This is a genomic window from Telluria sp. BA11 (assembly GCF_056680305.1).
This window is the reverse complement of record NZ_CM155275.1, coordinates 2,801,909-2,815,683: the sequence shown is the minus strand read 5'-3', so window position 1 is coordinate 2,815,683 and position 13,775 is coordinate 2,801,909. Positions and strand designations below refer to the sequence as shown.

13 protein-coding genes and 1 riboswitch are annotated in these 13,775 nt (G+C 63.3%); of the genes, 6 read left to right on the top strand and 7 right to left on the bottom strand.

What is annotated here, in order from left to right; all coding sequences use genetic code 11:
• Positions 1 to 2: 2 nt before the first annotated feature.
• The gene (locus AC1MGT_RS12365; RefSeq protein ID WP_499500403.1) at positions 3 to 608 is read left to right on the top strand and encodes a 5-formyltetrahydrofolate cyclo-ligase; all 606 of its coding nucleotides are present in this window, start codon (positions 3 to 5) and stop codon (positions 606 to 608) included.
• A gap of 69 nt (positions 609 to 677) precedes the next feature.
• Here the strand turns inward: AC1MGT_RS12365 and metF are convergent, their stop codons facing one another.
• The 6 genes from metF to metK all read right to left on the bottom strand — a co-directional run bounded on the left by metF (position 678) and on the right by metK (position 6,273).
• Positions 678 to 1,508, bottom strand: coding sequence for a methylenetetrahydrofolate reductase [NAD(P)H] (gene metF / locus AC1MGT_RS12360; protein WP_332531947.1), 831 nt, complete (start codon positions 1,506 to 1,508; stop codon positions 678 to 680).
• Complete coding sequence (locus tag AC1MGT_RS12355; protein WP_499500402.1) at positions 1,495 to 1,851, bottom strand: phage holin family protein; 357 nt, start codon at positions 1,849 to 1,851, stop codon at positions 1,495 to 1,497. Before AC1MGT_RS12355 ends, metF begins: the two co-directional genes overlap by 14 nt.
• 89 nt (positions 1,852 to 1,940) lie before the next feature.
• Complete coding sequence (gene ahcY, locus AC1MGT_RS12350; RefSeq protein ID WP_332531945.1) at positions 1,941 to 3,353, bottom strand: adenosylhomocysteinase; 1,413 nt, start codon at positions 3,351 to 3,353, stop codon at positions 1,941 to 1,943.
• Between the two features lie 29 nt (positions 3,354 to 3,382).
• A riboswitch (S-adenosyl-L-homocysteine riboswitch) is annotated at positions 3,383 to 3,455 on the bottom strand.
• A gap of 96 nt (positions 3,456 to 3,551) precedes the next feature.
• Positions 3,552 to 4,175, bottom strand: a complete 624-nt coding sequence (locus AC1MGT_RS12345) for a glutathione S-transferase family protein (protein WP_499500401.1) — start codon at positions 4,173 to 4,175, stop codon at positions 3,552 to 3,554.
• 30 nt (positions 4,176 to 4,205) lie between these two features.
• Positions 4,206 to 5,003 carry a PhzF family phenazine biosynthesis protein gene (locus tag AC1MGT_RS12340; protein ID WP_499500400.1) on the bottom strand — a complete coding sequence of 266 codons (798 nt, stop codon included), beginning with the start codon at positions 5,001 to 5,003 and terminating at the stop codon, positions 4,206 to 4,208.
• Positions 5,004 to 5,106: 103 nt separating this feature from the next.
• A complete protein-coding gene (gene metK / locus AC1MGT_RS12335) occupies positions 5,107 to 6,273 on the bottom strand; it encodes a methionine adenosyltransferase (RefSeq protein WP_258837074.1) in 1,167 nt (388 codons plus the stop codon).
• Positions 6,274 to 6,457: 184 nt separating this feature from the next.
• Between metK and AC1MGT_RS12330 the strand changes: the two genes are divergently transcribed.
• The 3 genes from AC1MGT_RS12330 to dapF are packed head-to-tail and all read left to right on the top strand — an operon-like array spanning position 6,458 to position 9,025.
• Positions 6,458 to 7,309 carry a lysophospholipid acyltransferase family protein gene (locus AC1MGT_RS12330; protein ID WP_499500399.1) on the top strand — a complete coding sequence of 284 codons (852 nt, stop codon included), beginning with the start codon at positions 6,458 to 6,460 and terminating at the stop codon, positions 7,307 to 7,309.
• Entirely contained in the window at positions 7,306 to 8,169 is an 864-nt protein-coding gene (locus tag AC1MGT_RS12325) for an LpxL/LpxP family acyltransferase (RefSeq protein WP_499500398.1), read from the top strand. Before AC1MGT_RS12330 ends, AC1MGT_RS12325 begins: the two co-directional genes overlap by 4 nt.
• A 4-nt stretch (positions 8,170 to 8,173) precedes the next feature.
• A complete protein-coding gene (dapF, locus tag AC1MGT_RS12320; protein ID WP_499500397.1) occupies positions 8,174 to 9,025 on the top strand; it encodes a diaminopimelate epimerase in 852 nt (283 codons plus the stop codon).
• 51 nt (positions 9,026 to 9,076) lie between these two features.
• Here dapF and AC1MGT_RS12315 read toward each other — a convergent pair whose 3' ends face one another.
• Positions 9,077 to 10,744 carry a tetratricopeptide repeat protein gene (locus AC1MGT_RS12315; RefSeq protein WP_499500396.1) on the bottom strand — a complete coding sequence of 556 codons (1,668 nt, stop codon included), beginning with the start codon at positions 10,742 to 10,744 and terminating at the stop codon, positions 9,077 to 9,079.
• Between the two features lie 484 nt (positions 10,745 to 11,228).
• On the opposite strand from AC1MGT_RS12315, the gene AC1MGT_RS12310 reads away from it, so the two are divergent.
• Positions 11,229 to 12,278, top strand: a complete 1,050-nt coding sequence (locus tag AC1MGT_RS12310; protein ID WP_499500395.1) for a porin — start codon at positions 11,229 to 11,231, stop codon at positions 12,276 to 12,278.
• Between the two features lie 206 nt (positions 12,279 to 12,484).
• On the top strand, positions 12,485 to 13,765 hold the full coding sequence (locus AC1MGT_RS12305) for a porin (RefSeq protein WP_499500394.1): 1,281 nt from the start codon (positions 12,485 to 12,487) through the stop codon (positions 13,763 to 13,765).
• Positions 13,766 to 13,775 lie beyond the last annotated feature (10 nt).

The window sequence follows — 13,775 nt, the reverse complement described above, 5'->3', positions numbered from 1 at the left end:
CCATGACCGGCGAACCAAGAATACCACGCGCCTCCGTGCCGCACCCAGACACAAGTGCTCTACAGCAACCACATCAAGACAAGGCGTTGTTGCGCGACACACTCAAGGCGCGCCGGCGTGCGCTTGATCCTGAACTACAAGCCGCATGGGACCAGCGCATCGGTGCGCGGGTGCTGGCGTGGTGGCAGGCCAATCCCCACGCCTCGCTGGCCGTCTACTGGCCGCTCGCGGGCGAGCCGGACCTGGGTCCAGCGTACGCGGAAATGGCGGCGGAAGGCGTACGACTGGCGCTCCCTGTGGTCGTGGCGCGCCATGCGGCGCTGGAATTTGCCGAGTGGCGGCCGGGCGAGCCGACCGTGGCCGATCGGATGGGCGTGGCGGTGCCAGCCGAGTTGCGCATGGTGGCGCGGCCGCCGGCATTGCTGGTGCCGTGTTTGGGGTTCAATACTTTGGGGTATCGCGTGGGGTATGGCGGCGGGTTTTATGACCGGACACTGGCGCCCGAGCCGCGCCCGAGCACGGTGGGCATCGCGTATGCGTGCCAGTTGGTCGAATTTGTCGGCGACGCGCACGATGTGCCGCTTGATCGGGTGATTACCGAAGCGTGATGTGGACAGGCGTACCGAACGTGGGTTAATCGCGTGGACGGTCCCGCCGTCCACGCTACCTTTAGCAGCTCAAGGCCTGAGCCGCTGCCAGATCGCCGTCGTCGGCACTGCCTGGTTCATGCTGTAGAAATGCAGCCCCGGCGCACCGCCGGCCAGCAGCTTTTCGCATAAGCCAGTGACGACATCCAGGCCAAAGGCCTTGATCGACGCGCTGTCGTCGCCGAAGCTGGCCAGCTTGAGACGCACCCAGCGCGGAATCTCCGCGCCGCACATGTCCGAGAACCGCATCAGCTGCATGTAGTTCGTGATCGGCATGATGCCGGCCACGATCGGCACCGTTACACCCAGCTTGCGCACATTGTCGACGAACGAAAAATACGCGTCGGCATTGTAGAAGTACTGGGTGATGGCGGCGTCAGCGCCCGCACTCACCTTGCGCGCGAACGCTTGCAAGTCGTCCTGCGGAGAACGTGCCTGCGGGTGCATTTCGGGATAGGCCGCCACTTCGATGCGGAACCAGTCGCCGGTTTCCTGGCGAATGAATTCGACCAGGTCACTGGCATAGCGCAATTCGCCGGCGCCGCCGTAACCGCTCGGCAAGTCGCCGCGCAGCGCCACGATCCGTCGGATACCGCTATCCTGGTACTGCTTGAGGACGGCGCGGATCGACTCGCGTGTGGCGCCCACGCACGAAAGGTGCGGCGCGGCTTCGTGGCCGGCGGCCTGGATTTCCTGCACCGTCTGCAGCGTACCCTGCTGGGTACTGCCGCCGGCACCGAACGTCACCGAGAAATACTTGGGCTGCAACTCGGCCAGCTTGGCCCGCGTGACGCGCAGTTTCTCGGCGCCTTCCGGCGTCTTGGGCGGGAAAAACTCGATACTGAAATCAGGAGTTTCCATCTTTGTCGGAGAGAAGCAAGGAAGAAAGCGCCCACGAAATGATGCTGTACAGGATGGCTGCCAGGAAGGCCGACCAGAAACCGGCAACTTCAAAGCCACCCACCACGTTCGCCACCAGCCAGAACAGCACAGCATTGATGACCAGGATGAACAGGCCCATCGAGAGCAGCGTCACTGGCAGCGTCAACAGCACCAGCAAGGGACGGATCAGCGTATTGACCAGGCCCAGCACCAGCGCCGCGATCAGGGCGGTGCCGACGCTCGAGACTTCGACGGAGTGCATCAGGTAAGGCAGGGCCATCAGGGCCGCGGCATTGATCAGCCAGGTGATTAACAGGCGCATCGTTACAGACTTTCGTGGATTTGGATAAACGAAACGCCCCGAAAGGCGTTTCACATGACAACGGAGACTACTGCACAGTCAGGGACTGATCAATAGCGGTAGTGTTCCGGCTTGTACGGACCGTCCTGGCTCACCGTGATGTACTTGGCTTGCTCGTCGGTCAGCGTGGTCAGCTGGGCGTTCAGCTTGCGCAGTTGCAGGCGCGCGACTTTTTCGTCCAGCTTCTTCGGCAGCGTGTACACGCCCACCGGATACTGCTCAGTGTTCATGAACAGTTCGATCTGGGCAATCGTCTGGTTCGCAAACGACGAGCTCATCACGTACGACGGGTGACCCGTACCGCAACCGAGGTTCACCAGGCGGCCTTCGGCCAGCAGGATGATGCGCTTGCCATCAGGGAAGATGACGTGGTCGACCTGCGGCTTGATGTTGTCCCACTCATATTTCTTGAGCGCGGCAACTTCGATTTCGTTGTCGAAGTGACCGATATTGCAGACGATAGCCTGGTCTTTCATCTTGAGCATGTGCTGCTCGGTGATGACGTGGTAGTTGCCGGTGCAAGTCACGAAGATGTCGCCGTGTTCGCACGCGTAATCCATCGTCACGACGCGGTAGCCTTCCATCGCCGCCTGCAGTGCGCAGATCGGATCGATTTCGGTGACCCACACCTGCGCCGACAGCGCGCGCATGGCCTGGGCCGAGCCCTTGCCGACGTCACCGTAACCGGCAATCACAGCCACTTTACCGGCGATCATGACGTCGGTCGCGCGCTTGATGCCGTCGACCAGCGATTCGCGGCAACCGTACAGGTTGTCGAACTTCGACTTGGTGACCGAGTCATTGACGTTAATGGCCGGGAAGGCCAGCTTGCCGTCCTGGTGCATCTGGTACAGGCGGTGCACGCCGGTCGTGGTTTCTTCGGTCACGCCCTTGATTTCTGGCAGGCGCTTCGAGTACCACTTCGGATCACGCGCCAGACGGCCCTTGATCGCGTTGAACAGGCAGATTTCTTCTTCCGAACCCGGCTTGTCGAGCACCGAGATGTCGGTTTCAGCACGCACGCCCAGGTGCAGCAGCAGGGTGGCATCGCCGCCATCGTCCAGGATCATGTTGGCGTGGCTGTCGCCTGGCCATTCGAAGATGCGGTGGGTGTATTCCCAGTATTCGTCCAGGGTTTCGCCCTTGACGGCGAACACTGGCGTGCCGACCGAGGCGATGGCTGCGGCAGCGTGGTCTTGCGTCGAGTAGATGTTGCACGATGCCCAGCGCACGGTGGCGCCCAGTGCTTCCAGCGTGCGAATCAGCACGGCGGTCTGGATCGTCATGTGCAGCGAGCCGGCAATGCGCGCGCCCTTGAGCGGTTGCGTGGCAGCGTATTCTTCCTGAATGGCCATGAGACCCGGCATCTCGGTTTCAGCGATGCGGATTTCTTTCTCGCCCCAGGCGGCCAGGGAAATGTCGGCGACCAGATAGTCGGCAGTTTCTTTGAGTACGGCGTTCATCACGCCCTCCTTTCAATGATTAGAAAAAAGTAACGTGAGCGCAGTTGCTGATATCCGAGCCTGGCTGAAAGGAGTCTTTCAGTCGCAACGCTCCTCGGAACGAAGTAGTTTAGCACGCCTGATCCGCCATGGATATGCTTGCCTGGACGAGCACCGGTACACGGCGTGACCCGACACCGGTGGCCGGCGGTTCGGGCTTCACGGCTCGCCGTTGGCGCCGAACGTGCGGAATCCCGAACGTTCATTCAGGCGTTCCATGTAAGCGAGCACGGCCGGATAGTGCGGCCGCTCCATCGGCGTGAGCAGCCAGCGGTTGACGCACAGACCGAGCACGACGTCTGCCAGCGAGAATTGCGCGCCCGTGACGTAGGCGCCGGTGGTGGCCAGCTGGCGCTCGAGAATGCCGATATGACGGTGCCAGCTGGCGATACTCGCTGCGATCTGATCCGGATCACGGTGCGCCGGGCTGCCCCGCACCAGTCCCATGAACGCATAGCGCCAGGCATTGTTCAGTTCGGTGGCTTGCCAGTCCATCCATTGCTCGACCAGCGCGCGGGCGCGCGGAGTGGGTGGCAGCAGGTGTTGTTCGGCGCTGTTGGCGCACAGGTAGCGGCAAATCGCGTTCGACTCCCACAGCACGAAGTCGCCATCGACGATGACCGGCACCGTCGCGTTGGGGTTGAGCGCAAGGAAGGCTTCCTGCTGGGGCGACTGAAAGCCTGCGCCCCAGTCTTCGCGCTTGAACGGGATATCCAGTTCGCTGCAGGTCCACAAGACCTTGCGCACATTGAGCGAGGCAGCTTTTCCGAGAATTTTCAGCATGGGGTCTCCTGTGAAATGAAAACGGGTAATTCAAACAGTGATGCGGCCTTCGAGATACAGCACGCATCCACCTTCGAGCTCGACCCGGCCGTCGACCAGCCGGCACGCCAGTTCGCCGCCGCGGCGCGATGCCTGGAAGGCGCGCAGTGTCGTCTTGCCCAGCCGCGCGCCCCAGTATGGCGCAAGCGCGCAATGGACGCTGCCCGTGACGGGGTCTTCCGGCACGCCCTTGGCCGGGGCAAAGTAGCGGCTGACGCAATCGTAGTCGCCATCGCCCCGCGCCGTCACGGCCAGACCAGGCCGCGGCAGGCGCCCGATGGCATTGAAGTCCGGCGCCAGTTCGCGCACGGCGAGTGCGTCTGCCAGCACCACCGTATAGCCGAATCCATCGTCGAGGACGTCGAGCAGTTCGTGCGGATGGCAACCCAGGGCCGCCGCCAAGCCGGGCGGTGCCACCACCGGCACCAGTTTGCGGGCAGGGAAATTCAGCACATAGCCGGTTGCTGAACGCCGCACCGGCAACGGGCCGCTTGCCGTGTCGAACACGACTTCCGTGCGACCGGGCTCGAGCCGTTCCATGACGACCGCCGCGCTCGCCAGCGTCGCATGGCCACACAGCGGCATCTCAACCAGCGGCGTGAACCAGCGCAGCCGGTATTGCCCGTCATGCGGTACCAGGAACGCCGTCTCGGACAGGTTGTTTTCAGCAGCGATCGCATGCATCAGCGCCGTGTCGGGAAACGCGTCCAGCACGACGACGGCAGCCGGATTGCCGCCAAACAGCCGGTCTGTGAAGGCATCGACTTGGTAGATGGGTAGTACCTGCATGGCGTCCTTGTATGGCAATGGGCAAGAAAAAACCCCAAAAACTGCAGGGCAATTTTTGGGGTTCGCTGTGCGGTCGCGGTGCGCGCGCCAGGAAGCCAGGAAATTAGGCGATGCCGGCCGCTGCGCGCAGTTCGGCTGCCTTGTCGGTGCGTTCCCACGTGAATTCCGGCTCTTCGCGGCCGAAGTGGCCGTAGGCAGCGGTCTTGGTGTAGATCGGACGCAGCAGATCGAGCATCTGGACGATGCCTTTCGGGCGCAGGTCGAAGTGCTCGTTGACGAGCGCTGCGATCTTGTCGTCCGGGATCACGCCGGTGCCTTCGGTGTACACGGTGATATTGATCGGACGCGCCACGCCGATGGCGTAGCTGACCTGCACCTGGCACTGACGCGCCAGGCCGGCGGCGACGATGTTCTTCGCCACATAGCGGGCGGCGTACGCAGCCGAACGGTCGACCTTGGTAGGATCCTTGCCCGAGAACGCGCCGCCGCCGTGCGGTGCTGCGCCGCCGTAGGTGTCAACGATGATCTTGCGGCCGGTCAGGCCGCAATCGCCCTGCGGGCCGCCGATGACGAAGCGGCCGGTCGGGTTGACCAGGAAACGGGTGTCCTTGAGCCATTCGCGCGGCAGCGTGGTCTTGATGATTTCTTCGATGACGGCTTCTTCGATCTGCGCGTGCGTGACGTCAGGATGATGCTGGGTCGAGAGCACGACGGTGTCGACCGCCACCGGGCGACCATTCACGTAGCGCAGCGTGACTTGCGACTTGGCATCCGGACGCAGCCATGGCAGACGGCCATCCTTGCGCAGCTGCGACTGGCGCTCGACCAGGCGGTGCGCGTAATAGATGGCAGCTGGCATCAGCTCTGGCGTTTCATCGCAGGCATAGCCGAACATCAGGCCCTGGTCACCGGCGCCCTGGTCGAGGTCGATGCCCTTGCCTTCGTCGACGCCCTGCGCGATGTCCGGCGACTGCTTGTCATAGCAGACCATGACGGCGCAACCCTTGTAGTCGATGCCGAAATCGGTATTGTCGTAGCCGATGCGTTTGATGGTGTCACGTGCGACCTTGATGTAGTCGACGTTGGCGTGGGTGGTGATTTCACCGGCGAGAACGACGAGGCCGGTATTGCACAGCGTTTCTGCAGCGACGCGGGCGGTTGGATCCTCGGTCAGGATCGCATCGAGGATGGCGTCGGAAATCTGGTCAGCCACCTTGTCTGGGTGGCCTTCGGAAACGGATTCAGAGGTAAAGAGGTAGTCGTTCGACATGAAGGCTCCTGTTACGGGTCATAATTCTGCCGCAGCAAACTGAGCCTGCGACGCTTTAGCGACATTTATATTCCGCTTCGCAAGTTGTCTGTTAACTCGGCGGATCCAGCATAAAGTGGTATTTTACGCTTCCTTGGAATTTTGGTGTGGAAACGCGCGTGGCGTCCACTACCCAACAAACGACATGCTAGTTGTACTTTTCCGGATACTCTCCGTTTTTCCCTTGCCACTCCTGCACGCCCTGGGCGCAGCGATGGGTTGGCTGGTATATGGCCTGTCGCCATCGTATCGCAAGCGCCTGCGCGCCAACCTGGCCCAGGCCGGCTATGACGCCCACTGGCGCGCGGCCGTGGCCGAGGCCGGCAAGGCCGCGATCGAGCTCGCGTTCGTCTGGTGCGCCAACCCGCAGCGGGTTGCCAGGCATGCCACGGTAGAGAATTGGGACCTGGTCCAGGCGCGGCTCGACGCCGGTCGCGGGATTGTCTTTCTTACGCCACACCTGGGCTGCTTTGAAATGACGGCCCAGCAAATTGCGCTGCGCACGGCGTTGACGGTCATGTATCGCCCGCCGCGCAAGAGCGCATTGAAGCCGCTGGTCGAAGGCGCCCGTGCGCGCCACAACCTGCATCTGGCGCCGGCCAATCTGTCGGGCGTGCGCATCCTGGCCAAGACGCTCAAGGGCGGCCAGCCGATCGGCTTGCTGCCAGACCAGGTGCCACAAGAAGGCGAAGGCGTCTGGGCGCCATTTTTTGGCCGCAATGCCTACACGATGACGCTGCCGGCCAAGCTGGCCCAGCTCGGCAAGGCCGACATCCTGCTGGTGTATGCCGAGCGCCGTCCGCATGGCGCCGGCTACATCGTGCGCTTCGTCGAGTTCGATGGCGACCTGTCGGGCACCGGTGCCGAGCAGGCAGCCGCGATCAACCGCGCGATGGAGCACCTGATCGCCCGTGCGCCAGCGCAGTATTTCTGGAGCTATAACCGCTACAAGCAGCCGGACGGCGTGGCGGGCCCGGACACCGAGGTCGTGCCATGAAGATCTTGCTGGGATTTATGTGGTTGCTGCATTTCCTGCCGTTGCCCATTCTGGGGCGCTTCGGCGAAGCGATCGGTAGCCTGATGTTTTTGATTCTTGGCAAGCGCCGCAAGATCGCGCTGACCAATCTGCGCCTGTGCCTGCCCGAGCTCGATGAGCGCGCGCGCCGCACGATCGCCAAACAGCATTTCCGCGCCTACGCCCGCAGCATCTTCGAGCGCTCGATCCTGTGGTGGGCGCCCGAAGAACGCGTGCGCAGCCTGATCCAGATCGAACCATCGGTGCCGCTGGCCGCCATGCAGGACGGCCCGACGATCCTGCTGTGTCCGCACTTCGTGTGCCTGGACGTGGCCGGCATCGGCGCCCGTGTGATTCCGGTGTGCAGCATGTACGTGCCGCAAAAAAACGAAGACTTTGACCGCCTGCTGCGTCACGGCCGCGAGCGCTACGGCCCGGTACGCCTGGTGACGCGCAAGGAAGGCATCAAGCCGATCCTGCGCGCACTGCGCGACGGCCTGCCCTACTTCATGCTGCCCGACATGGACTTCGGCGAAAAGGATGCCGAGTTCGTGCCATTCTTTGGCGTGCCGGCCGCGACCCTCACCGCGCTGGGCCGCATTGCCGGCACGACCGGCGCCAAGGTCATTCCTGTCATCGCGACCTACCTGCCGAATTACCAGGGCTGGCGCGTACGCTTTTATCCGGCCTGGGAAAACTACCCGGGCGACGATATGGTCGAAGCCACCCGCCGCATGAACGCTTTTATTGAAGAGCGCGTGCGCGAAGCGCCGGAACAATATTTCTGGACCCACAAACGTTTTAAAACCCGGCCGCCGGGTGAACCTTCGCTGTACGATTAAAGCCATGAAACTGAAATTTACCAAGATGCACGGCGCCGGCAACGACTTCATCGTCGTCGATGCAATCAACCAGCAGGTCGACTTGAGCGTCGCGCAATGGCGCCGCCTGGCCGACCGCCGCTTCGGCATCGGCGCCGACCAGATCCTGGTCGTGGAACGCCCGACTGACGCTGGGGTGGACTTTCGCTATCGCATCTTCAACAACGATGGCGGCGAGGTCGAGCAGTGCGGCAACGGCTCGCGCGCCTTCGTGCGCTTTGTTGTCGACAAGGGGCTGACACAGGCGCGCAGCATTCGCGTGCAGACCATGTCGGGCATCATCAACCCGCGCCTGGAAGACGATGGCAGCATCACGGTCGACATGGGCGCCCCGCGCCTCGTGCCGGCCGACGTGCCGTTCGACGAAACCGGTTTGGCAGGCATGGCCCAGGGCGACGACACCTTGTGGCCGCTGCCAGTCGGCGATGAAACCGTCTTCGTATCGGTGGTGTCGATGGGCAATCCGCATGCGGTGCAAGTGGTCGATGATGTCGATGCGGCGCCGGTGGAAGAGACGGGCCCGCTGATCGAGCGCCACGTGCGCTTTCCGAAACGGGTCAATGCCGGCTACCTGCAAGTGATCGACCGGCACCATATCCGCCTGCGCGTGTTCGAGCGCGGCGCGGGCGAGACGCTGGCCTGCGGCACCGGCGCCTGCGCCGCGGTCGTGGCCGGCATCCGGCGCGGCCTGCTCGATTCGCCGGTGCGCGTCTCGGCCCGTGGCGGTGAACTGAGCATCGCCTGGGCCGGCCCGGATCAGCCGGTATACCTGAGCGGCCCGGCCGTGTCGGTGTTTGAAGGCGAAGTCGAGATCTGAGCCTGATGCCGCCAAGTCAGGCGGCCGTGCCTTGATTGAACGACATGCGCGTCAGGCCGCCAATCCGACGTCGGTCCCGGCGCCATCGTCGCTGTCAGGCTGCGCAATGTTGAGCAGCGTGCGCAGCCGGTACAGGCGCTGGCGGTAGTTGCCTTCCGGCCCGGCCGGGCCACAATCGACCGGGTCGAACAGGCGCACGATGCGGTCGAGCGCCTGACGCTCGGGCCCCGGCGCCACCATCACCAACCGCCGCTTGCTGCGTCCGTAACTGGCGCGGATATCGATGACCAGGCAATGGCCCTGGTCGGCGGCCACCACATCGAGCAGCAGGGCTTCGGGGCGCGACAGGTTGAACAGCTGCGCCAGTTCGAGACGCGCCGCCAGCAGCGGATGCCCCGCCAGCGCCCCGGCGTGCAGCGCCAGCAAGGCACCCGTGTCGGTGTACGGTGTGGTGGTCAGGCGCGGCGCGATCTTGTGCAGCAGGCCGGCCGCGTCCGGCGCATCTTGCTGCGCCGCCTTTTGCAGCCAGTACACGGCCCGCACATCGTTGTTCTCGTTTTCGCGGCGCGCGCGCCAGGCGTTGTGGCCGCATTCAAGTTGCGCGTCGCGGTAACCCATCTCAGCCGCGCGTTCGAGGTAGCGCTGGGCATCGGCGACATTGCGCTGTGAGAATTCTGGCTTGATACAGATACGCGACAGCGCGTACCACGCCTCGGCCAGCCCCTGCTCGCCCGCCAGTGTCAGCCAACGGATCGCCCGTTTGAAATTGGCAACGTGCGCAGCATGCGCATCGCCACTGCCAATGCGCCGGCCATCCACCCGCATGCGTGCCGAGCGCAGGCCCAGCGCCAGTTGCGCGTGGGGATCGTGTTCGGCGGCAGCCAGTTCCCAGAAGATGGCCAGCTCACCGGGATCGCAGGGCGCCGGCGCCGCGCCGGCCACCCCTACATCACCAACACCATCGGCGCCACCCACGCCATGGACCCCATCGAGCGCAGGATCCATCAGACGCGCGCAACGCGACAGCAGCGCGATCTCGTCCGGCGCGAACCGGCGCAGTTCGCCGGGCTCGCCGCGCTCGCCGTGTTCATCTACCAGCGCCCGCGCCTGCGGCAACGCCAGGTGCAGATAATCGGCCCAGCGCCGCGCGAACCACAGGGCGTCAAGGCCTGCATGCTGCACCATGGCGGCGCATTGCGCGGGCGAGAATCTCGCGCCATGCGGCGCGCCATGGGTCGCACCCTGCACCGCCTGCGTACGCGCCGCCATGGCCGGCGTGACTGCCGCGCTGCTGGCGGCCTGCTCGTGTTGCCGGGTTAATAGCACCTGGGCATGCGAAAACCCGGCCCGCGCGGCGTCTTCCAGCGCGCGCACGGCTTTGGGCTGCTGCTGTTGCGCGGTCGGCGCCAGGGGATCGAGCACCAGTTGCGCAAACACGAGCCCGGCATGCACGCTGCCATCGTCATACGCGCGTTCGTACCACTGCGACACGCCGGCTGCGTCGCGCTGCGCTAATTCAAGCGGGATATGGTTGCCGATCAATTGCCAGGCTGGCGGACAATCTTGCCGCGCCGCGCGCTCCAGCCAGTGCAGCGCGGTAGGAAGGCTTTGCGGCAAGCTGCTGCTGCCAAACAGGTACAGCTTGCCCAGCGCGAGCTGGGCTGCCACCTGGCCGGCACGGGCATTGCGGATGATCGCCAGTTCTTCGCGGTTAGCCATCGTTGGAATACGTGAGAGACATGACGTGAACGCCATGGAAAGTGTGCCTGCGACACACAGCGGCAACGTGGGAGTTGCAAATATACAAGCTATCGGCACCACGCGGCGCTGCTGTGCGAACGAGGCCAAAGTCTACGCCGTGGCAGATGGCGATTCGATTGGATTCCGGAGCGGATTGAGAGGTCACAAAACAGCACGAATCCGATGAAACTGTTCCGGATATTCGCAAGACAAACTGTCAGGCCGAGGCCGGCAAACGTCGGGTTGCCCCGTTGAAAGGCGCCGCATTACCCTGATTTAAGACGCTCGTTTCAAAAATACAACAGCACGGTTCGATTTATTGGCAAGGAGCGCGGCGGCCCCCCGATAATTGACGGATTAGCTAGTCTTGACGTTTGAAAGATTTAAGGTGCACGTATCGCGCGTTCAGCCAGGTCTCAACGCTCCAGATGTACGTGTTCACTTTATTGACAGGATTACCCCGATGAAGACCTCTCTCCTGGCTGTCGCACTGCTTGGCGCTTGCGCCGGTGCGGCCCATGCGCAGACGTCAGTACAGGTCTACGGCAACCTCGATGCCGGCATCGTCAAGCGCAGCAGCCAGAATGTCAGCATCGGCAAGCGCTCGGCCAACACCCTCGGTTTCAAGGGCACCGAAGAATTGGGCAATGGCCTCAAGGCCCTGTTCCAGCTTGAAACGCGCTATGAGCCGGACACCGGCAGCGCCGAAATCGGCCCCGATGGCAATGGACGCCGGTTGTTCCAGGGCCAGAGCCGTGTTGGCCTGCAGGGTGACTTCGGCATGCTGCGCATCGGCCGCGGCCTGACCCCGTTCCACGAAACCATCGGTGCCTTCGAACCATTCCACGCGATCGAAACCGCAGGCGGCTTTTATACCGACCTGAGCGTGGCCGGCTACAGCTCGCAGCCCCTCGACCCGGTCGGTTCCACCGCCAATCGCTGGTCGAACGCGGTCTGGTACAACTCGCCGGTCGTGAACGGCTTCCAGCTCAACACGGCCATCGCCACCAAAGAAAACAATGGCGCCGTCGCCATCATCGGCCGTGGCAGTGCAGCGGCGCCGCAGTATGCGGCCAGTACTGAAGCCTCGACCAATCCGTTCTCCATTTCCGGCACCTACAACAACGGCCCGGCTGCGCTGATGGCCGCCTACGAGCGCAACGCCGTCGAATCGAAGGTCTGGTCGATCGGCGCCTCGGTGAGCCCGACACCCGAACTCAAGCTGATGGGCACGTTCACACGGCTCGACGAAGACAATACGCGCCTGTTCAATACTGATACCAGTTCGTGGGTGGTGGGCGCGAATTACACGGTCGGCCCTGGGAAATTCCTCGCTGGCTATGGTCAGAAGGACACCGATGGCCTGGAAAAGGTCAAGCAACTGTCTCTGGGCTATGAATACAGCCTGTCCAAGCGTACCTACCTGTATTTTGACGTGTCGCGCAAAAAAGGCGGCCCGACCGCCCCGGGCACGATCAACCAGTACGACATCGGCATTCACCACACGTTCTGAACCAACTGTAGCGGACCACAACTTCTCGAGGGCGGGCACCGGTAACGGTGTCCGCCCTTGTCGTTTGCAACACTCTGTAGCCTTTTCACAACGAGGATGCGCTACCAAGGCCTTTCCGAACGAGCGTTCTGTACAGTGCAGCAAGGCAATGGCATATTTGCGTAGCGGGCCCATGCCACGCGACAAGAAAATAATATGGAGACACCATGAAAAAATGCCTTATCGCCGCCCTGCTCGGCGCGACCTTCGCAAGCACCGCCCTGGCCCAGACCAGTGTCCAGATCTACGGCATTGCCGACGCCGGCGTGATGTGGCAAAAAGGCGGCCCGACCAAGATCTACAGCGGCGGCGCCGATGGCTCACGCCTCGGCCTGCGTGGCTCCGAAGACCTGGGCAATGGCTACAAGGCGATTTTCAATCTCGAAGCCCGCGTCGAACTCGACACCGGTTCGCAGCAGCCGACGCTGATGAACGACAATCCGGGCCGCTACCTGCTGCGCGGCATGGAACGCATCCCGGTCGCCATCCGCGACCGTCTGCAAGCGGCCATCCAGCCGCCGGGCGGCCCTGCCGTCAACCAGGAAAAAGCCCTGTTCGACCGCACCTCGATGGTCGGCCTGATCACCCCGATCGGCGCCGTGCTGCTGGGCCGCATGTACACGCCTGGCTACGAAGTGTTCAATATGGCCGATGCGTTTGAGTCGGGCACGGCCGGCACCTGGGGCCACGTCACGGGCGGCACTGCCGGCTTTACCGCGCTGGGCGCGGACATCCGCTCGCAGGAAGCCATCCAGTACCGCATCGCATTGCCAAACGGCCTGGGCGGTTCGGTGATGTATGGCGCGCGCAATTCCGGTTACCTCGGCCGCTATAACAAGTTCCGCGCTGGCGCGGTAACGTACAAAGCCAACGGTTTCGACGTCGGCGTTGGCTACAACCATGGCTACGACCAGCAGAATCGCCCAAGCCTGCGCACGCTGACCGTTGGCGGCTCTTACGCACTGGGCGAAAGCTGGAAATTCTTCGCCGGCTTCCACAGCCAGCGCAACGAGAATTCGGCGCTGATCCCCGACTACCTGAATGGCTGGGACACAGCCGTGGGCCCGGCGCTGACCGCGCAAGGCATCCCGCTCCCGACCCAGCAGGCACTGCGCGGTATTTTTGCCAGTGCGATTTCGGCCAACACCAAGCAGGACGCCAACAGCTATCAGGTCGGCCTCCACTACAAGATCGGCAACGGCCGCATCGTCGCGTCGTACGCGCACCAGAACGACCGCACCGCGTCCAACAGCGATGCCAACCTGTACGCGCTGGGCTACAACTACTACCTGTCCAAGCGTACCGACCTGTACACGGCGCTGGCGTTCATCAAGAACGACAACGAAGCCCAGTATTCGCCGGGCACCTCGGGCAATCCGGGCGGCTTTACCGAAGCGCCAGGCGCCGATGGCCGCGCCTTGCAGCTGGGTATCCGTCACCGCTTCTGACGAATCCCCA